Genomic DNA, 20885 nt, shown 5'->3' with positions numbered 1-20885 from the left:
AAACGCCGGATTTACCAATATGCTGCGAACGCACACCTGCGGAGAACTCCGCCTTGAGAATGTAGGTACCGAAGTGACGCTGACTGGTTGGGTTCAGCGCATCCGCGATAAAGGCGGAATGATCTGGATTGACCTGCGCGACCGCTACGGCATCACGCAATTGATGCTCGAAGAAAACCAGACCGCTCCTGAGGTTATTGAGGCAGCCCGCTCCCTGGGCCGCGAATTTGTGGTGCAGGCCACCGGGACGGTTATCGAGCGTAAGTCGAAAAACCCCAATCTGCTCACGGGTGATATTGAGATTCAGCTCAAGAACCTGACGGTACTGAATCCCGCCAAATTACCGCCTTTCCTGGTTGAGGACGATACCGACGGGGGCGATGACCTGCGGATGAAGTACCGCTACCTGGACCTGCGCCGGAACCCTGTTCGCAAGAACCTGGAACTGCGGCACCGCATGGCACAGCATACCCGCATCTACATGGATGCGCAGGATTTTATTGAGGTGGAAACGCCGGTGCTGATTAAATCGACGCCGGAAGGGGCCCGCGACTTTGTGGTGCCCAGCCGCATGAACCCCGGCGAATTCTACGCCCTGCCGCAGTCGCCCCAGACGTTCAAGCAGCTACTGATGGTGTCGGGTTTTGACCGCTATTACCAGATCGTAAAATGCTTCCGCGATGAGGACCTGCGCGCCGACCGTCAGCCGGAGTTTACCCAGATCGACTGCGAAATGTCGTTTGTGGAGCAGGAAGACATTCTGCAGATGTTTGAAGGGCTGATCCGGCACCTGTTCAAAATGGTGAAGGGTATGGAGCTTGGCGAGGTGCCCCGCATGACCTACGTCGATGCCATGAAGTTCTACGGCTCCGACAAACCGGATACCCGTTTCGGGATGCAGTTTGTGGAACTGAAAGGAACGTTCGACACCATTGACCTGACCTCCGGTAAAAATTTTGGCGTGTTCGATGCGGCTGAGCTGGTGGTGGGTATTAATGTACCGGGGGCGGCTAACTACACCCGCAAACAGATCGACGAACTGACGGAGTGGATAAAGCGGCCGCAGATCGGGGCTAAAGGACTGGTGTATGTTCGCTATAACGAAGATGGTACCATTAAATCATCCGTCGATAAGTTCTACTCAGAAGAAGACCTGAAACACTGGGTAGTAGCGTTCCAGGCCAAGCCCGGCGATCTGATGCTGATTATCTCCGGCGATGCCGCCAAAGCCCGCAAGCAGCTCAATGAGTTGCGACTGGAGATGGGAACCCGGCTGGGCCTGCGCAAACCAGACGATTACAAAGTGCTTTGGGTGTTGGACTTCCCCTTGTTGGAGTGGGGTGAAGAAGAGGGGCACCCTAACGCGGGCCGCTGGTTTGCTATGCACCACCCGTTTACGTCGCCCAAGCCGGAAGATATTTCCCTGCTCGATAGCAATGATAATATTGAACTTGGCGCCATCCGGGCCAATGCCTACGATATGGTTATCAATGGTACCGAAGTCGGTGGCGGCTCTATCCGGATTTTCAACCGCGACCTGCAGGCCAAAATGTTCAAACTGCTGGGCTTTTCCGACGAAGAAGCAAAAGCCCAGTTCGGCTTTCTGATGGATGCCTTCGAATTTGGCGCACCTCCGCACGGTGGTATTGCCTTTGGTTTCGACCGGCTGTGTTCTCTCTTCGGCGGAGCCGATTCCATTCGTGACTTCATTGCTTTCCCGAAAAACAACTCCGGCCGCGATGTGATGATTGATTCGCCGTCGCCTATTGCGCAGAAGCAGTTGGACGAATTAAGTATAGGAGTTGTGAAGAAATAAATTGCTTTTAAAGAAACAAAAAGGCCGGTCATCGAACCGGCCTTTTTGTTTAGAACAGCTTCTCGTTCGGTGGCTTAATGCCTTTCATCCGGATGTAAATGGTTGTCTGCCCCCGGTGGTGGGTCTGGTGCTCAAACGCTTTGGCAAAGGCCAGTTCGCGGGTCATGTCGCGGTTGAAGACTTTAACGGCCTCCCCCATCCGGGCATCGCTCATGCCTTTCAGCGCATCAATGGCAAAGTCGTAGCTCTCCAGCACAACTTTCGACAAAGCGGCTTTGGTTTTCATCTCCTCCATCTTCTCCAGGTTTTTGCCCTGATACGGATTGGCTTTGCCGCTGCCAGCCGCCACGAAATTGAAGTTACCGTTGGCCAGGTGCAGCATCTGCTCGGCAAACGTCCGGATCTCCGCATTAGGCTTGTAATTGACGCCGTCTTCGGGCATGGCGTCGAGGTACTCTTTTGTGTACTCTTTCGCCCGCTGCCAGTCGGCAACCATCTGGCTGACCGGTCCGAGGGAAGTAAAACTGGTGAGCATGAGCAGTACCAGCGTAAGCATGCCGGTTAGGGCAGGTAATGATTGACGTTTCATATCGACTCAGGTATTAAGTAGGTAAGACTCAAAGTAAAATATTCCCGGTATAAAAAAGAAGCCGCCGGCCAGGGAATGTTCGCTTACCTCCGGTGTTTTACCTGGTTAGGGCCGTTGCCTCATCCTGATGAAATCGGATATGACGGAAAATAAATAAGTGAAGGCACCTGACACCATTCTGAGTATATTTAGTGTTAAATTACATAGGCTATAAACTAAAACGAGTAATAGCAACGTATTAACGTACGTAAATCTACTCCCTGAAACATGCTTCTTCCGTCTGAACACCAGCGTTATCAGAAACACCTGAACCTTCCCGAGATTGGCCCAGAGGGTCAGTTAAAGTTAAAAAATGCCCGTGTACTGGTGGTTGGTGCGGGTGGTCTGGGCTGCCCGGTATTGTTGTATCTGGCAGCCGCCGGGGTTGGTACTATCGGCGTAGTGGACCACGATACGGTAGACATAAGCAATCTGCAGCGCCAGGTGTTGTACACGACGGATGAAGTAGGCCAGCCCAAGGCGAAAATGGCCGTTAACCACCTGAAGAAGCTTAATCCGGAAATTACGTTCGATACACATACGCTGGCCCTGGACCACAGCAATGCCCGCTCTATCGTGCAGAACTACGATATAGTGGTTGACTGTACCGATAATTTTAAAGTGCGTTACCTGGTCAACGACATCTGCGTGGTCATGGGCAAACCGTTTGTTTACGGAGCCATTCACCGGTTTGAGGGGCAGGTAGCCGTGCTGAACGCCGATCTGGGAGACAGCCAGCGGGGTCCTACTTACCGGTGTCTTTTTCCCGAATATCCGAATGAGATCGAAATACCGAACTGTGCCGAAACCGGGGTGCTGGGTGTGCTGCCGGGCGTAATTGGTACCTATCAGGCCAATGAGGTCATTAAGCTCATCACGGGCATTGGTAAGCCGCTTCGTCAGGAACTGCTGACGGTCGACCTGCTGGCCATGACTTCCCACAAAATTAAACTGAAGCGCCGGGCCGATGCCGACGAGTTGGCTCACCAGGGCGTTGCGGCCGGTATGCGGTCGGCTGCGCCGGTAACCGGTCCGCAAAAGATGTCGGTTCACGAACTGGCCGATCGGCTTTCCAAAGGCGAGGAAATATTTTTGCTGGACGTTCGCGAACGACCCGAATACGAATTGTGTCACCTGGACGGTGCGGTGCTGATTCCCATCAGCATCATTCCCCACAACATCAAGCGCATCCCAACCGACCGGCCGGTGGTTGTGTATTGCCACCACGGTATGCGCAGCGCCAATGTCGCCAGCTACCTCTATACCCAGGGCGAGTTTTCCAATCTCTTTAACCTCGACGGCGGCATCAACGCCTGGGCGCGGGAGATAGAGCCGGATATGGCCGTTTATTAATGATGACGGGGCCGCCCGGCGGTTATGAAGAAAGAGTGAAGACTTGTTTGCGTCAGCTTCACTCTTAATTCATCACTTAACAATCTGGTAGGTTTGTTTGGCGCGGGCGCGGGAGATAGCGTTGAAGTGCCACCACTCGGTGGTGCTGACGCTGAAGCCCGCCCGGTTCATCACCGACCTGAGCAGTCGGCGGTTGGCAACCTGCTGCGGTGTGAGCTTCCCTGCTTTTAGCATTTCTTCTTCTCTGGGCGGATAGGCCAGCACCCCGAAAAAGTCGTATTTGGTACCCATGTCCAACGGCTTGCCGGCTGCGGTAGCGATGGTCAGGTCTACGGCGCAACCGTAGTTGTGGATAGAGCCTTCCTTCGGGTCAGCCACGTATTTTGCCTTATCTTTCAGCGGCACTTTCAGGGTATCCCACAAAATTTGCTGAACACTCAGCGGCCGGGCGGCATCGTAGACCAGCAGCCGCAGGTCAGGTCGCTGCTGTTTCAGGTAGGTGCTGGCCTGGGCGAGTTTGCGGGCTGCCATCGGTTGCAGGTAGGCCCGCGTGAGGTCGCCGTATACATCAACGCCGACAAAGTTGTCGCGGGTAGAGTACTTAAGCTCTACCAGAATCGTGGGATCGATCCTCTGAATGTCCACCAATCCCTGCCGGATCATGGTTTGTTCGAGTTTGGGTTGGGCGAGCAGGAGCAAGGGGGAAAGGAGAAGAGAAAAGATGAGCAGGGGGTGTAGGCAGGGTCGGGTGTGGGAGGTAAGCCGGGTCATTGATGACTGTACGATTTGGGATGAAGGCTAAGCCAGCAGGGATGCTGGCCCGGACATGGATTGCGATTTAACAAAAAACGGTCTACTTTGCTACGATATTTCCCTGTCAGAACATGGCGTTAAATTACATCTGGGTTGCATTTTTTATTGTAGCGTTTGTCATTGCACTCTTTAAACTGATTTTTCTTGGCGACACCGCCATCTTCCAGGTCATTGTTGAGGGCTTATTCGATTCGGCAAAGGTAGCGATCATGGACATCGCGCTGCCGCTGGCGGGGGTTATGGCTTTTTTCCTGGGCCTGCTCAATATCGGCGAAAAAGCCGGAGCCATCAATCTGCTGGCACGCATCATCGGGCCGTTCTTTCATAAACTATTTCCCGAAGTCCCCCGCAACCACCCGGCCAACGGCGAGATGATCATGAACTTCTCGGCCAATATGCTCGGCCTCGACAATGCGGCTACCCCCTTCGGCCTGCGCGCCATGCAGAGCCTTCAGGAACTGAACCCGGATAAGGACACGGCCTCCAACGCCCAGATAATGTTTCTGGTGCTGCACACCTCCGGCCTGACCATTATTCCGCTCAGCATCATGGCCCAGCGGGCCATCCTGGGTGCCAAAGACCCATCCGATATTTTCATTCCCTGCCTCATTGGCACCTACGTAACCACGGTGGTCAGCGTAGCTATAGTCGCGGCCATTCAGCGGCTGAACCTGTTCAACCGGGTGGTTATTGGCTGGCTGGGGGGCATCACGGCCTTTCTGGCGCTGGCCCTGTGGTACCTGTCGTCGCTGCCAAAAGAGCAGATTGAAGAGGTGTCTAAAGTAGTCGGTAACGTGCTGCTATTGTCCATCATTGTGGCGTTTCTGCTGGGCGCCCTCCGGCGGAAAGTAGACATTTTCAGTACGTTTATTGAAGGAGCCAAAGGTGGGTTTGAAACATCCGTGCGCATTATTCCGTATCTGGTGGGGATGCTCGTCGCGATTGGGGCTTTTCGCAATGCCGGGGCCATGGACTATCTGGTCGGTGGTCTCAAATACCTGTTTGGCCTTACCGGCATGAACACTGATTTTACAGATGCCCTGCCGGTAGCGCTCATGAAGCCGCTCAGCGGCAGTGGGGCGCGGGCGTTGATGATCGATGCCATGAAGCAGTTCGGCCCGGATTCGTTCGTTGGCCGGCTGGTCTGTATTTTCCAGGGCTCCGCCGATACGACATTTTATATTGTGGCGCTGTATTTCGGCTCAGTAGGCATCAAGAAAACGCGGTATGCTATTCTGGCTGGTCTTATCGCCGACTTTGCCGGGGTTTTGGCGGGTATCGCGCTGGGCTACTTTTTCTTTCATTAAGAAATCACGGTCCGAAATCGTTATATTTAAACAGAGGCAGGTTCTAGTGGCAGAGTATTTTATTTACGATGATGACTACAATACAAGTTCAGGTTAGCGACGAAGTTATTGCGCATTACGGCGCAATGGCTATTCAGGAGCAGTTACAAAAGCAACTGGATTGGGAAACGTTGCGTATAAAAGCCATTAAGCTGGAAGCTGTTTTGAGCAAGGCAGGTTTAGATGGTGACGAATTGACTAGAGAGGCCAGGAAAACAGCATGGGAGGAGTATAAACATCAGATTAGCGACAAATTGCCACTCGAAGCTCTTCATCCCGAATCATAACCTGTGAATGGCTGTATCCACTCTGCCCCCTGAACTTGTTGCCGACGTCAATCTCATCTTCAGTTACCTTATTAGCGGCCGAAAAGCACTTATCTTCGAAAAGATTCGAATCTTTGTGCCTGACTTTGCGCTGACCGAGCTACAGAAGTATGAGGCCGTCATTAAGCAGAAGACCAGGCAAACGCCCTACGAACTGAAAGAGTTTGCCTTGGCTCTGTTTACCCATATCACTGTTGTACCAACGCTGCTAATTTCCTCACAGTCATTCTATCAGGCTTTTATGCTGTGTAAGGGAGTAGACCCTAATGATACACCGTATGTGGCACTCGCATTGGAATTGCAACTGCCGCTTCTTACTAAAGATAAACAACTCAGCAACGGTTTACAGACAAATGGCTTTACAAACGTTATCACTTTAGAGGAGTTGTTAAGCCTGAATGATAATTTACCCGATAATCCAACTGTATGAACATAAATCAGGTACGTGACGAGTTGCATAAACTCATCGACGAAATAGATGATTTGTACGTGCTGAACGGCCTGTACCGCAACCTGGCGGCCGAGAAGCGGCATAAGGCGGAGTATGACAAAGAACAGGCTGAAAAAAAAGCTAAATCATCCACCAGACGGACTAAACGCGGAGGCTAATGTCTGGATACTGGACGCTGGACTTTAGAATCCAGACGTCAATAGTAGGAACAGGTCTAACGTCCAGCGTCTAAAATCTTCCTCATGATTCAGCCCAAACTTTCCGCCTTCGACCTGACCATGATTGTGGTTAGTCTGGTGATTGGCATTGGTATTTTCCGTACACCTGCTATTGTTGCCCAATCGGCGGGGACGCCGACGGTATTCTTTGCCGCCTGGATTGCGGGAGGGCTGGTGAGTTTGTGCGGGGCGCTGACGTTTGCCGAAATCGGCTCGCGCTACCACGTGGCCGGGGGCTTTTACAAACTCATCTCGGATGCCTTTCACCCGGTGTTTGCCTTTATGCTTAACTGGGTGATTGTGCTGACCTACGGAGCCGGTAACGTCGGCGTGGCCCTGATTGGCGCGGAATACATCAACCCGTTGCTGCCGGAATCGTTGCGCGGACCGGTCGGTGTGCAGGGCACGGCTATCGTTACGGTGTTGGTGTTTTACGTCATCAACCTGTTGGGTATTCGTTCGGGAGCCCGAACCCAGAACCTGCTGAGTGGCCTGAAAGTGGTGCTGATGCTGGTGTTATGCCTGGGGGTGTTTGTTTCCCCGGCGTCAATGCCTGTTTCGTCGGCTGCTCCAATTGGGGCTGGAAGTAATAACGACATACATGTCGTAGGTACGTTTGCCGTCAGTCTGATTGCGGTGTTTTATACCTACGGCGGGTACCAGCAGGTGCTGAACTTCGGGGCGGATATCAAAAACCCAGCCCGCAATGCCCCGAAGGGCATCATTGCCGGGATACTGCTCATTATGGCGCTGTATCTGGGACTGAATTACGCCTACTACCGGCAGCTTGGCTTTGAAGGGTTGGCAAATTCCAAACTCATAGCGGCCGATTTGGCACGAGCGCTGTTCGGGGAAAAAGGCTTTACCTTTTTCTCGTTGGCAATTTTTATTTCGGTGCTGGGGTATCTGAACGCCAGTTTGCTATCCTTGCCGAGGGTGTATTATGCTATGGCGGAAGATGGTATTCTGCCGCCTATTTTCAAACGGGTAAACAGCCGCACCCAGACGCAGGAATTTGCCTTGACGTTTCTGGTGGCCATCATGCTGCTGTCGCTGTTCTTTCTGGGCACGTTTGAGAAGATTGTTAGCTACGTGATGTCGATTGACAGCCTCGCCCTGGCCAGTGCGGCTGCTACGCTGTTTGTCTTCCGGCGCCGGGCGAAAGGGCAGGATACGCATACGGGTTACCGGGTAAAACCATACCCCCTGCTGCCCATTATTTTTGTGGGCTTCCTGCTTATTGTTTCGGTCAATGTCATCATCAGTGACCCCGTGCCGGCCGCTATCGGCTGGGGGCTGTTTCTGAGCGGCTGGCCGCTGTATCACCTGCTCAAAAAAGTGTTCTGAGACGCTTACAGCGATAATTTAGTTTTTACCTGATTTCAAGTTCTGCCACTCAGGCCATGACTCACTCAATCACTCAATCATCCAATCGCCCAATTGCTTAGATGGACCTGTCCTACATCCTCAATGAACTCGGCGAAGAGCGCGTGAATTACTTCAACGCCATTGCGCCACCCATTATCCAGACCAGCAATTTCACCTTCCCCGACGTAGCCACCATGCGCCGGGATATGGTGCAGGAGCACGCTGTGCCGTTTTACACCCGTGGTAACAACCCTACCGTGCAGATTCTGTGCAAAAAGCTGGCGGCTCTGGAAGGCGCGGAGGAGGCCCTGGTGCTGGCCAGTGGTAGTGCCGCCATTGCTTCGGCGGTACTGGCCAATGTAGCCCAGGGCGACCATATTGTATCGGTGGCAAAACCATACAGCTGGACGCTCCGGCTGATGCGTGACCTGCTGCCCCGCTTTGGCGTAACGACCACGTTTGTCGATGGTACAGATGTCGCTAACTTCGAGAAGGCCATTCAGCCGAACACCAAAGTCATTTATCTGGAATCGCCCAACTCTTTTACATTTGAGCTGCAGGATATAGCGGCCGTGGCCCGGTTAGCCAAGGCCAGGGGTATTGTCACGATGATCGACAATAGCTACAGCACGCCAATTTATCAGCAGCCGATCAAGGTAGGTATTGACCTTACGCTGCATTCTGCGTCTAAGTACATTGGCGGCCACTCCGACCTGGTAGCGGGTGTCATCTGTGGCTCGGAGGAGATGATTCGAAAAATTTTTTATTCAGAATTTATGACGCTGGGCGGAATTATTTCGCCGATGAACGCCTGGCTGATGCTGCGTGGCCTGCGCACCTTACCCCTGCGGTTGGCCCAGTCGAGTCGGAGTGCGAAAATGATTGTAGAATTCCTGGAGCAGCATCCGGTCGTCCGGCGGGTGTATTATCCTTTTTCGCCCTCGCACCCGCAGTACGAACTGGCCCAGCAGCAGATGACCGGTTGCGGAGGCCTGCTGACCATGGCCTTACATACAGACCGAATGGAGGTAGTTGATGCGTTTGCCAACTCGCTGAAACGTTTTTTATTGGGCGTTTCCTGGGGTGGACACGAGTCGCTGGTCTTCCCGGCCAGCGTGACGTACCCAACAGGAGAGGCAGAGCCTGGGGATACTAATTTCACCCTAATTCGTTTATATATAGGGCTGGAGGAGACATCTGCGCTGTTGGAAGACCTGAAGCAGGCGTTAAATCGTATAAACGTATAGTATAGTTGTCTCCAATGATCTAGTTATCGGTCTTCTGTCCCCAATTTCTTTTCTTAATTTTGCAGATTCTATATTAACCCAATCCATCTGATGAAAGTTAATCGGCGCATTCTGACGCTCTTGTTTAGTTTGATGGCTGTGCTGCAGGGCTATGCGCAAACGGTATATACAACACCTTCCTTTCTCCGGTCGCCTTCGCAATGGGCCGATTCGGTGTTTAACGCCATGACGCCCGACGAGCGTATTGCGCAGCTTATCATGGTCGCGGGATACTCCAACCGGACGCCGGTGTACGAAGACTCGCTGGTGAATCTGGTAAAGCAATACAAGTTGGGGGGTGTTGTTTTCTTTCAGGGCGGGCCTGTACGGCAGGCCCGATTGACAAACCGGCTCCAGGCGGTGTCGTCGGTACCCCTGTTTATTGCCATGGATGCAGAATGGGGGCTGGCCATGCGGCTCGACAGTACCGTGCGCTACCCGTATCAGATGACATTAGGAGCCATGCAGGGCCACGACGACCTAATTTATAGAATGGGCGTCGACTTTGCCCGGCAGGCCCGTCGGTTGGGCGTTCAGATAAACTTTGCGCCGGTTGCCGATGTCAATAACAATCCCAACAATCCGGTTATTAACTTCCGGTCGTTCGGCGAGGATAAAGAAGCGGTGGTTCGGAAGTCGCTGGCGTATATGAAGGGGATGCAGGACAATTTCATCCTGACGTCTATCAAGCATTTTCCCGGTCACGGCGATACCGGTACCGACTCCCACTACGATTTGCCGGTAATTACCCATAACCGGACCCGGCTCGACAGCCTGGAAATTTATCCGTTTAAGAAACTGGTGGAAGCAGGAGCAACCGGTGTCATGGTCGCCCACCTGAGCATACCGGCGCTGGATACCACCCGTAACCGTCCCTCAACGTTATCGCCCGCCATTGTAACCGGCCTGCTGAAAGATGAGCTTGGCTTCCAGGGACTGATTTTCTCGGATGCCATGAACATGAAAGGCCTGACCAAATTCTACCCGGCCGGCCTGGCCGACCGCCTGGGTCTGGAAGCGGGGATGGATGTGCTGGAGTTTACCGAAGATGTCGGGAGGGCGATTGCCGAGGTGAAAAAGGCGATTGAAGAGGGTCGTTTGACGCAGGCCTCCATCAACGCCCGCTGCTTAAAAGTCTTGAAGGCGAAGGCCTGGGCGGGCCTTAACCAATACAAGCCTATTAATCTGAAAAACTTAACAGCTGATTTAAACCAGCCTGTTTCCGAATTGATTAACCGGCGGCTGACGGAGGCTAGTCTGACCATCCTGAAGAACGACCGCGACCTGCTGCCGTTGCGCGACCTCGATACCCTGCGAATCGCTTCCGTATCGGTAGAAGCCGACCGCCCGACCGTGTTTCAGCAGATGGCCGGCAACTACACCCAAATCGACCACTTTACGCTGTCGTCGCGCAGCGCTGACTCGACCATTGCGCAGGTGCAGAATGCGTTGAAGAACTATAACCTGGTGCTGGTGGGCGTACATCTGAATAATATCCGGCCGGGTGCCCGTTACGGTATGCAGAACCGCACGGCCGAACTGGTACAGAATCTGGCGGCCACCGGCAAAGCCGTAGTGGCCGTGTTTGGCAATGCCTACGCGCTGGACAAACTGCCGGGGCTGGAGCAGGCCCGGGCTATTGTCACCAGCTATCAACCCTGGGCTTATGGCGAAGATTTGTCGGCGCAGTTGATTTTTGGCGCTGTCGGCGCGGAAGGGAAGCTGCCCGTCACGGTAAATGAGCGCTACCGCCGGGGCGCTGGTATTCCGACCCAATCCATCGGCCGGTTGAAGTACACCATTCCGGAAGAAGTGGGTGTGGATTCGAAACTGCTGACGCAGAAGGTAGATTCAATCGTGAACGCGGGTATTGCTATTAAAGCGTTCCCCGGTGGTGTAGTGCAGATGGCGAAAGACGGCAAGGTGATTTTCCGGAAAGCGTACGGCAAACACACCTACGAAGGCAACGAACCGACCCGGCTTGACGACCTGTTCGACATGGCCTCCGTGACCAAAATCAGCACGTCGACACCGGCGCTGATGCGGCTGGTGGATGAGGGCAAATTCGATGTGAACAAAACCATGGCGGATTATATGCCCGGCTATAAAAAGTCGAACAAGGCGAATCTGGTCTGGCGGGACGTGCTTACGCACCAGGCCGGTCTGAAAGCCTGGATTCCGTTCTGGATGGAAACAAAAAATACGGATGGCACCTTCAAACCGAATACCTTCGCGACCACCCGTTCGCGCCGGTACCCGATTGAGGTAACCGACAGCCTGTTCCTGTTCCGTAAGTACCCGGACTATATTTACGAGCAGATTAAGAACTCACCGGTAAGCGGGAAGAAAGAATACGTCTACAGTGACCTGTCTTTTTACCTGTATCCGAAAATTGTAAAGCGGCTGACCAAGATGGATTTTGAGGATTACCTGAAGAAAACCTTCTACCGTCCGCTGGGCGCAACCACGCTGACCTTTAATCCCCGCCGGTTCTACCCGCTGGAGCGTATTGTACCAACCGAGCGCGATTCGCTGTTTCGCAAGACATTAATTCATGGCCGGGTACACGACGAAGGAGGGGCTATGCTTGATGGATTATCGGGCCATGCAGGCCTCTTCGGTACCGCCAACGACCTGATGAAGCTGACGCAGATGTACTTGCAAAAGGGCTATTACGGGGGTGAGCAGTACATCTCCCCCGCAACCCTGGCGGAGTTTACCCGCTACCAGTTTCCCGAATCGGGCAGCCGCCGGGGCCTGGGTTTCGAAAAGCCCTCGTTCAAATACTCAGGCAATGCCCCCCGGAGTGCCAGTCCGGACAGTTTCGGCCATTCCGGCTTTACGGGAACCTTTACCTGGATTGACCCAACCTACAACTTAACGTACGTTTTTCTGTCGAACCGGGTTTATCCTACCCGGAATAATAACAAAATCAGCCAGTTAAACATACGGCAGGAGGTGGGTGACGCCTTGTACAAGGCCATTCGCCGGAGTACGCCATTAGCGCTTTAAGCGGTATAGAATAATGCAAAAAGCCGGCAGCAGAACAACTAAGTGAGGTGACCTATTGCCGGATTTGTTTGTATATTGACCATAAATCGCCGGGTACTATGATACTAAGTTCGCGTACGTTTGAGGGGCCGGGTCGTCTGAAGTTACCGGACCGGATGCTGTCCATGACGGAGGAGGAGTTTTTCTTCTTTTGTCAGGAGAATCCGGATTTTAAATTTGAACGTGACCCCCAGGGGAATATTATCATTATGGCATTAACTGGAGGTAACACGGGCAAGCGAAATTCAGAACTATTGACCGATTTAAATATCTGGAATCGTTCGGTACGGAGTGGCGTTGTTTTTGACTCCTCCACCGGGTTTAAACTGCCTAACGGGGCTATTCGCTCACCAGATGCAGCTTGGGTCAGTACCGGCCGCTGGCAAGTCCTCTCCGCCGAACAGCAGGACAAGTTTCCGCCCGTCTGCCCAGACTTCGTGGTGGAACTCATGAGTGATTCCGATAATCTGAAGGACGCAACCGGCAAAATGCAGGAGTACCTGGAGAACGGTTGCCGGCTGGCCTGGCTGATTAACCCCAAAACCGAGCAAGCCCGTGTTTACCGTCCTGATGGTTCCGTGCAGGTAGTGCAGGGTTTTGATAATCAATTAGCTGATGAGGACGTTTTGCCTGGCTTTACCTTCGACTTGAACCTACTCCGCTAAGCCTCAGAAAATCAACGAGAACGTACTGCCTTCTCCTGGCGTAGATATCGCTTTAAGCTGACCGCCGTGCAATTGCATAATCTGTCGGGAGAGGCTGAGACCAATTCCCGAACCAGTCTTTTTGGTGGTAAAGAAAGGGATAAAAATCTTCTCCAGCGCTTCCGGCTCGATTCCGGGTCCGTTATCTGACACCCGGATGGTGGTTCTGCCGTCTATGGTATTGGCGTCGATGTGAATCTCTTTCCCTTTCGCGTGGCCGTTGAAACTCTCTACAGCATTCTTTACCAGGTTAAGCAGCACCATTTCGATCTGTTCACCATCGGCGAAGATGATTATGGGTACTGGTACTGGTTCTGTCTTCAGAATAATCTGTGCTTTCTGTAGGTCAGGCTGTACCAGATGAATAACATTCTTTAGCAGATCATCGACCGATACCTCCTTGAAACGCGGTTGCGGAATAGCCGTGAAGTTCCGGTACGCTTCCACAAACCGCATAATACCCCGGCCACGGTGCTCAATTGTGCTCAGGGCCTCGCGTAAGTCACTCACCGACTCGGCTGGAGCTATACCATCGGCCAACTCCATGTTAACGATATCCTGCATGGTACCCACCAGCGACACAATGGGCGTGACCGAGTTCATGATTTCGTGGCGAAGTACCTTGGTCAGGTTTTGCCAGGCTTCCAGTTCTTTCTCCTGAAGCTCCGTCCGGATGTTCTGGATCGACGAAACTGTGATGGGGCGACCCCGGAGCCGGACCGTTGCACAGCGGATGGATAACTCCTGCTCATGACTGGTCTGGTAAATGGTGGGTTCTCCCGATTTGCCGGTTCGCAGTATTTCCTCCAGGCGGGGGTGAGCGGTGTGCAGTTCACTCAGATTGCGCAGACGGTAAATGCCCAGCAGTCGGAGGGCGGCCTGGTTAATCAACTCCACATTACCCGACGCATCGAACGACAGCAGGCCCACACTGACGTTCTGGACAAACGTATTCAGGTAGTGCAGGTTGGCTTCCTTTTCTGCGCGGGCCTGCCGGAAGGCCTCCAGTACCTCGTTGAATTGCTGGTTTAAATCCCGGAAGCTGCCGCCCAGTTTGTCGTCTGCCTTGAAGGCTACGGCAAAATCTGAATACCGAACGGACTCGAGGAATCGCGTTAGTTTGCGGTTTGTGCTGGTGACGTAGTGATATAGGCTGAGAAATAATGACGAGAAGATAATAAACAGCACAACAAGCAGCAGCGTACTGTACTGCTGAATCCAGCTATACATAATGCCGCCGATAACAATGCTGATCAGAACCAGCCGCCAGATGATACCTACGCTAAAGCTCCTCATTGCCTGATTTCATCCGGTGCCGCCGGATTGAGTAAAATGCATTTATCATTAATCATTCATCATTGCGCCCTACATCCCATACTTCTCCATCCGCCGGTACAGCGCCTGCCGAGACAGACCAAGCTCCCGGGCTACTTCGGTGATGTTGCCGTTGAATTTGGCCAGCGCTTTCTGAATGGCTCGCTTCTCCATATCCTCAAGTTGCAGGTTTTCGCGGAACGGCGCTTCGGTAGCGGCCGGGGTGGCACTGAAGAAGAAGTCTTCCGGTTGCAGCGTATTGCTCCGCGCCAGAATAATGGCCCGCTCAATGGCGTGCTGCAACTCGCGCACGTTGCCGGGCCAGGGGTACTGTTGCATCTGCTTTACCAGCGCAGGACTGAGGGAGTTTACCGGCCGGTTGTATTGTTTGCGGTATTGTTTCAGGAAATGCTCGGCCAGCGGCACAATGTCCTCCACGCGTTCACGCAGGGGCGGCAGATCCAGTTCAATGGTATTGATCCGGTACAGCAAATCCTGCCGGAAGGATTTATCGGCAACCCGCTGATAGATGGGGGAATTAGTCGCGCAGATAAGCCGTACATCAACCGCTTTGGGTTTGTTGGCACCGACCCGCGTAACCATCCGTTGCTGTAGCACGGTAAGCAGCCGGGCCTGCTGCGGTTGGGTAATATTCCCGATCTCGTCCAGGAAAATGGTACCGCCGTTGGCTTCCTCGAATCGACCGGCGCGGTCATCGCGGGCGTCGGTGAAGGCTCCGCGAACGTGACCGAAGAGTTCACTTTCAAAGAGCGTCTCGCTTAAAGCGCCCAGGTCTACGCTCACGAAGGGCTTGTCGCGCCGGTGGGAGCGCTGGTGAATCGCCCGCGCAATGAGGTCTTTGCCGGTACCGTTTTCGCCCAGGATCAAGACGTTGGCATCGGTTTCGGCGATGCGCTCAATGGTATCGAACACCTGCCGCATGGCCGGGCTGCTGCCAATGATATTGGGCAGGTTGCCGGACCGGGTAGCTTTGCCTTCGGCTTTATCCAGGCGCTGCTGACGTACCTCTATGACCGACTGTAGCGTGCTAAGCAGTTTATCGTTTTCCCACGGTTTCAGAATAAAATCGGTAGCCCCTGATTTAATCGCCCGCACGGCCATTTCGACATCGCCATAGGCGGTAATCAGCACCACGGCAACCTGGGGGTTGATGTCCAGGATCCGGTCGAGCCACAGAAAGCCTTCGCGGCCGCTGCTGTTGTCCCGCTCGAAATTCATATCCAGCAACACCACATCGTACTGCGTATTATTGATCAGGAAAGGAATTCGCTCGGGGTTCTTCTCAATATCAACCTGTCCGAAATGACGTTTCAATAACAGACGGGCTGCACTCAACACATCAACGTCGTCGTCTATAACCAGTATTTTAGACATAACTTTATTTATACACAGCTACATAGCTGTGTTTTGGCAGTGGTGGAAAGTCTTAGTCAATTATAGTATTCGGTCTAACAGCTTGTTGCCGTGCCATGTATCGTACAAAAGATGTACCTATTTAGCCGGGGTGTTCATTCTCAATAAATTGCAAGATAAGACATTTCTGGCGGTGTCCGTTTTCGGACGTGATTTTGTCCGCATCTGGACAGAATTATTCATTATAAACGCTGCAAGTTGTTGAAAATCAAGCCATTTTTTAGGCTGGCACGGCAATTGGCATTCTATGGTTCAGCAAAGAAATGGTAATTTAGTATTTCTTTACTACTCAATCATCGTTTGATAATTCATCAATTAAGTAATAAATCAGTAATGGACCGCGTCTTACCAAAACGATTCTGGACTTCACAACGCATCGCTTTAACCGTTGGCGGATTGCTGCTGGCGTCTCTGTTGGTTTACAGCTTCCTGCTGGCCGATCATCGGTCAAAACTCAACGTTGAGAAAGATAAAATAACCGTTTCCACCGTTGCCGAAGGGCCCTTTGAAGAATTTATCGCCGTAACGGGCGTTGTTCAGCCGCTGAAGACCATCCGGCTCGATGCCGTAGTGGGTGGGTACGTGACCCAAAAAATGGTAGAAGGTGGTAGCATGGTCGACAAAGGTCAGATTCTGCTCCGACTGGAAAATCAGACCCTGAAACTAAACTTCCTGCAATCGGAGACCGAAGCCAACCGACTGGTAAACGACTTACAAAATACCCGTCAGCGTTTGAGAGTAGAGCGCTTTGCCCTGCGCCGGAACCTGTCGGAGCTGGAGTTTAACCTGGACCAGGCTAAAGACACCTACGAGCGCCAGGCTAAACTCTTTAAAGATAAAGCTATTCCTGAGCAGGACTACCTGACCGCCAAACGGACATATGAGCGGCTGGAGAAGCAACGCCAGATTGAAATAGAATCGCAGCAATACCAGGAAGAAAACGCCAAACTACAGATCAAGCAACTGGAAGGCACCCTGGCCCGCACGCAACGAAACGTGGCACTCTGGCAGCAGACGCTGGAAAACCTCGTAGTGCGTGCTCCGGTAGCGGGTCTGCTGTCGACCATGGATGTTGAAGTGGGTTCCAATATTAATCAGGGCCAGAACATTGGTCAGATTGACGACCTGGATGGGTTTAAAATGCGTGTCGGCATCGACGAGCACTATATTTCCCGCATCTTCCCCGGCCTGAAAGGTTCGTTTGATTTTGGGGGCGGTACGCACGGCCTGGAGATCAGCCGCGTATACCCCGAAGTACGGAACGGCCGGTTTGAAGTGGACATGATCTTCGCGAAAGGTGCACCCAATGGCATCAAGCGGGGGCAGTCGTCACCCATCCGCCTTGAACTGGGCAAAGCATCTAAAGCTACCCTGCTGCCGGTTGGTGGCTTCTTCTCCGACACCGGTGGTAACTGGGTTTATGTCGTTGACCGCTCGGGCAAGCGGGCTGTAAAGCGGAATATTACCTTGGGCCGGAAGAACCCCGAGTATTTTGAAGTGCTGGAAGGACTGGAGCCCGGCGACCAGGTCATTACCTCCTCGTATGAGAACTTTGGCAATAACGAAGTATTAGAGTTTTAATCATTCATACACCAATGATACGTACCAATAACCTACAAAAAATCTTTTCTACCGAAGAAGTAGAAACTACGGCCCTGCATGGTATTAATATGGATATTCAGGATGGCGAATTCGTAGCCATCATGGGGCCGTCCGGTTGCGGCAAATCAACCCTGCTGAACATCATAGGCCTGCTTGATAATCCAAGTGAGGGCGAGTATCATTTCTACGGCACGGAGGTGTCTAAAATGTCAGAGCGGCAGCGGGCCCAACTCCGCAAAGGCTCTATTGGGTTCGTATTCCAGAGCTTCAATCTGATTGATGAACTGACGGTGTATGAAAACGTCGAGCTGCCCCTGCTGTACCTGAAAGTAGATGCCGCCGAGCGCAAAGCCCGCGTGGAAGAAGCCCTCACCCGCATGAACATCATGCACCGGCGCAATCACTTCCCGCAGCAGTTATCCGGTGGTCAGCAACAGCGTACGGCCATTGCCCGTGCCGTAGTGGCCAAGCCCAAGCTGATTCTGGCCGATGAACCGACGGGTAACCTCGACTCGGCCAACGGCGAAGAGGTAATGAAACTGTTGCTGCAACTGAATGAAGAGGGAACCACCATCATTATGGTAACGCACTCCCCCTACGATGCCGGCTTCGCGCATCGCATTGTCAACCTGTTCGACGGTAAAGTTGTAACCGAGAATTTCCACGTATAAGCAAAACCGCCGGCTGCCCGGCGGTTTTGACATCTCCACACCACTATGTTCCTCAACTACCTGAAAATCGCGTTCCGCAACCTGCTGAAGCATAAAGCCTATGCCGCCGTTAACATTGTCGGCCTGTCTGTTGCTTTCGGCGTGTGCCTGCTGCTGTTTCTGACGGTCTACCACGAGTTCTCGTACGACAACTTCCACGCCAACGGTAAGACGTTGTACCGGGTGTATAATCAACTTGGAACGGACCAGAAAGGGACTGTCCTGATGGCGCCGTTCACCCCGGCGGTTCAGAAGGAGTTTCCGAACGAGGTACGACGGATCTCCCGGATTGTTGATGCCGGTGGGCTGGTTCGGGTAGGAGATAAGGAGATGGGCAAAAATGTCCGGCTGGTAGACCCGGATTTTCTGCAGATGTTTACCTTTCCGCTGATTAAGGGCGACGCCAATACCGCGCTGAACAGCCTGAGCAGTGTGGTGCTGACCGAAAAGGTAGCTACCGATCTGTTCGGCAGTGCAGATCCCATTGGTAAAACGGTTTCGCTCCTGCTGACCGATACATGGCAGCCGTTTATTGTCTCTGGCGTAATGGCCAATCTGCCGGAGAACTCCAGTGTCCAGTTTGAGGTGCTGGGCCGGTTCGAGCTAAATCCGAATTATCAGGCCAGCAAAGATCAGTGGGACAGCCAGTACCATTCTGTTTTCCTGCAGCTTGACGAAAAGGTAAGCGAAGCGGCTTTTGAACAGCGTCTGCGCCCATTTACCAGTAAATACCTGGTTGAGACCCTGCGCAATCTGAAGCGTGATGGGGCACAGGCCGATGAAAACGGCGACCTGGCCAGTTTTCGGTTGTTACCTATGCGTGATATGCACTTCAACGCAGAAGTGGGAGGGGATACCGTTTCGGCCATAAAGCCGGTTTATCTGTATTTACTGCTGGTGATTGGCGGCTTGATCCTGCTGATTGCCTGCATCAACTTCATTAACCTGTCGACGGCCCGTTCGTTGACCCGCTCAAAAGAAGTTGGGATGCGGAAAGTGTTGGGAGCGCTCAAAATGCAGCTGGCTTTCCAGTTCTGGGGCGAAGCGCTCATAATCTGCCTGTTCTCCCTGGGTCTCGGCGGCCTGATGGCTTTTGGCTTGCTGTCTGAGTACAAAAAGCTGTTCAACAATGCGCTCTCGCTGGCTTCGTATAAAGACCCGATCGTTCTGCTGTCCATATTGGGGGCTTTCCTGCTGGTTACGATTCTGGCGGGTGGTTATCCGGCTTTGTTTATGGCCCGGTTTAATACCATTGAGGTATTGAAAGGAAAAATTTCGTCGGCCCGGAGTTCGTCGGCTAGTGCGGGCGGCCTGCGGAACACCCTGGTGGTGGTACAGTTCGCCATTGCTACCTTTCTGATTGTCTGCACGCTCATTGTCTGGCAGCAGATCTCCTTTCTGCGCAGCATGCCGTTGGGGTATAATCAGAACCAGGTAGTCAGTATTCCCGTGGGTAGTGGCGTAAGCGGCCAGAAAGCCCTGGAACTGATGCGCGACAAACTGGCTCAACAACCCCGTATCTTAAGCATTACCGGCACCAGTCGGAATCTGGGCCGGGGCACCGATGGATCGACATACACCTCCATTATCGGCTTCGATTACAAGAACCGGGGGGTACGCTCCCACTACCTCCGGGTCGATTATGATTATATTAAAACGCTTGATCTGAAGTTGCTGGCCGGCCGCGATTTCTCCCGCGAGTTTGCTACGGATACCACCACCGCCGTTGTGATCAACGAGGCCATGGCGAAACAACTGGCTGAGAAAAATCCGATTGGAACCCTGCTGAACATTAACGACGGACAGCCACCCATGCAGGTAGTGGGCGTTGTGAAAGACTATCACTTCGAGTCCCTGAAGCAGAGCATTAACCCGATTACGTTTTTTATCGATACGGACTGGCCGGTCAACTACATCTTTGTTAAGATTGCGCCGGACAATGCACCGGCCACCATGGACTTGCTGAAGAAGACCTGGGCTGAGGTAGCCCCGAAGTCGACGTTCCTCGGCACATTCTTAGACGAAAACACCAACCGGCAGTACCGGTCAGAAGAGCGTATGTCGCAGATCTTCATGAGTGCCGCCGTCCTGGCGATAATCCTCTCGTGCATGGGTCTGTTCGCGATTGCCATCATGGTCATGACGCAGCGCACCAAGGAAATCGGCGTACGGAAAGTGCTGGGGGCCAGCGTTTTCAGCATTGTGGCCCTGCTCTCCCGCGACTTCCTGAAGCTGGTACTGGTCGGCATCATCATTGCCTCTCCGCTGGCATGGTGGGGTATGAGCAAATGGCTCCAGGAGTTTGCCTTCAAGATTGATATTGAGTGGTGGGTATTTGCGCTGGCGGGCCTGCTGGCCGTGCTGATTGCCTTTGTGACGGTAAGCTTCCAGAGTATCAAGGCCGCGCTGAGGAACCCGGTTACCTCACTGCGTTCGGAGTGACATTGTAGGGGTCCGTCGCTCCG

17 protein-coding genes are annotated in these 20885 nt (G+C 53.0%); 13 read left to right on the top strand and 4 right to left on the bottom strand.

Annotated features, from left to right (window positions below; genetic code table 11):
• The first annotated feature begins 19 nt into the window (after nt 1-19).
• A complete protein-coding gene (gene aspS, locus ABD949_RS01515) occupies nt 20-1816 on the top strand; it encodes an aspartate--tRNA ligase (protein ID WP_345239904.1) in 1797 nt (598 codons plus the stop codon).
• Nucleotides 1817-1865: 49 nt separating this feature from the next.
• On the opposite strand, the gene ABD949_RS01510 is transcribed toward aspS, so the two are convergent.
• Complete coding sequence (locus ABD949_RS01510; RefSeq protein WP_425576714.1) at nt 1866-2405, bottom strand: DinB family protein; 540 nt, start codon at nt 2403-2405, stop codon at nt 1866-1868.
• A 267-nt stretch (nt 2406-2672) separates the two neighbouring features.
• On the opposite strand from ABD949_RS01510, the gene moeB reads away from it, so the two are divergent.
• Complete coding sequence (gene moeB, locus ABD949_RS01505) at nt 2673-3797, top strand: molybdopterin-synthase adenylyltransferase MoeB (protein WP_345239902.1); 1125 nt, start codon at nt 2673-2675, stop codon at nt 3795-3797.
• A 72-nt stretch (nt 3798-3869) separates the two neighbouring features.
• Here the strand turns inward: moeB and ABD949_RS01500 are convergent, their stop codons facing one another.
• Nucleotides 3870-4460, bottom strand: a complete 591-nt coding sequence (locus ABD949_RS01500; RefSeq protein ID WP_345240047.1) for a M15 family metallopeptidase — start codon at nt 4458-4460, stop codon at nt 3870-3872.
• Nucleotides 4461-4681: 221 nt separating this feature from the next.
• Between ABD949_RS01500 and ABD949_RS01495 the strand changes: the two genes are divergently transcribed.
• The 8 genes from ABD949_RS01495 to ABD949_RS01460 all read left to right on the top strand — a co-directional run bounded on the left by ABD949_RS01495 (nt 4682) and on the right by ABD949_RS01460 (nt 13321).
• A complete protein-coding gene (locus ABD949_RS01495) occupies nt 4682-5917 on the top strand; it encodes a nucleoside recognition domain-containing protein (RefSeq protein WP_345239900.1) in 1236 nt (411 codons plus the stop codon).
• Nucleotides 5918-5985: 68 nt separating this feature from the next.
• Complete coding sequence (locus ABD949_RS01490; protein WP_345239898.1) at nt 5986-6243, top strand: hypothetical protein; 258 nt, start codon at nt 5986-5988, stop codon at nt 6241-6243.
• A 7-nt stretch (nt 6244-6250) separates the two neighbouring features.
• The gene (locus ABD949_RS01485) at nt 6251-6712 is read left to right on the top strand and encodes a PIN domain-containing protein (protein ID WP_345239897.1); all 462 of its coding nucleotides are present in this window, start codon (nt 6251-6253) and stop codon (nt 6710-6712) included.
• Nucleotides 6709-6891 carry a hypothetical protein gene (locus tag ABD949_RS01480; protein WP_345239896.1) on the top strand — a complete coding sequence of 61 codons (183 nt, stop codon included), beginning with the start codon at nt 6709-6711 and terminating at the stop codon, nt 6889-6891. Before ABD949_RS01485 ends, ABD949_RS01480 begins: the two co-directional genes overlap by 4 nt.
• An 84-nt stretch (nt 6892-6975) precedes the next feature.
• Nucleotides 6976-8298: an APC family permease gene (locus tag ABD949_RS01475; protein ID WP_345239895.1), complete on the top strand. Its 1323-nt coding sequence runs from the start codon at nt 6976-6978 to the stop codon at nt 8296-8298.
• A gap of 101 nt (nt 8299-8399) precedes the next feature.
• On the top strand, nt 8400-9566 hold the full coding sequence (locus ABD949_RS01470) for a trans-sulfuration enzyme family protein (protein ID WP_345239893.1): 1167 nt from the start codon (nt 8400-8402) through the stop codon (nt 9564-9566).
• A gap of 90 nt (nt 9567-9656) precedes the next feature.
• Nucleotides 9657-12617 carry a serine hydrolase domain-containing protein gene (locus ABD949_RS01465; RefSeq protein ID WP_345239891.1) on the top strand — a complete coding sequence of 987 codons (2961 nt, stop codon included), beginning with the start codon at nt 9657-9659 and terminating at the stop codon, nt 12615-12617.
• Nucleotides 12618-12715: 98 nt separating this feature from the next.
• Complete coding sequence (locus tag ABD949_RS01460) at nt 12716-13321, top strand: Uma2 family endonuclease (protein WP_345239889.1); 606 nt, start codon at nt 12716-12718, stop codon at nt 13319-13321.
• A 3-nt stretch (nt 13322-13324) separates the two neighbouring features.
• Here the strand turns inward: ABD949_RS01460 and ABD949_RS01455 are convergent, their stop codons facing one another.
• Together ABD949_RS01455 and ABD949_RS01450 are read right to left on the bottom strand one after the other, a co-directional pair.
• Nucleotides 13325-14656 (bottom strand): sensor histidine kinase, encoded by a 1332-nt coding sequence (locus ABD949_RS01455; protein ID WP_345239887.1) that lies wholly within the window; start codon nt 14654-14656, stop codon nt 13325-13327.
• Between the two features lie 69 nt (nt 14657-14725).
• Nucleotides 14726-16069 carry a sigma-54-dependent transcriptional regulator gene (locus ABD949_RS01450; protein ID WP_345239885.1) on the bottom strand — a complete coding sequence of 448 codons (1344 nt, stop codon included), beginning with the start codon at nt 16067-16069 and terminating at the stop codon, nt 14726-14728.
• Between the two features lie 372 nt (nt 16070-16441).
• Here ABD949_RS01450 and ABD949_RS01445 point away from each other — a divergent pair, with 372 nt between their 5' ends.
• The 3 genes from ABD949_RS01445 to ABD949_RS01435 are packed head-to-tail and all read left to right on the top strand — an operon-like array spanning nt 16442 to nt 20862.
• Complete coding sequence (locus tag ABD949_RS01445) at nt 16442-17689, top strand: efflux RND transporter periplasmic adaptor subunit (RefSeq protein WP_345239883.1); 1248 nt, start codon at nt 16442-16444, stop codon at nt 17687-17689.
• 14 nt (nt 17690-17703) lie between these two features.
• On the top strand, nt 17704-18381 hold the full coding sequence (locus ABD949_RS01440; RefSeq protein WP_345239882.1) for an ABC transporter ATP-binding protein: 678 nt from the start codon (nt 17704-17706) through the stop codon (nt 18379-18381).
• A gap of 45 nt (nt 18382-18426) precedes the next feature.
• Nucleotides 18427-20862 carry an ABC transporter permease gene (locus tag ABD949_RS01435; protein WP_345239880.1) on the top strand — a complete coding sequence of 812 codons (2436 nt, stop codon included), beginning with the start codon at nt 18427-18429 and terminating at the stop codon, nt 20860-20862.
• Nucleotides 20863-20885: the final 23 nt, after the last annotated feature.

The organism is Nibrella saemangeumensis (assembly GCF_039541915.1).
GTDB lineage: Bacteria > Bacteroidota > Bacteroidia > Cytophagales > Spirosomataceae > Nibrella > Nibrella saemangeumensis.
The sequence above is the reverse complement of the archived record's forward strand: the minus strand, read 5'-3'. Positions and strand labels throughout refer to the sequence as shown.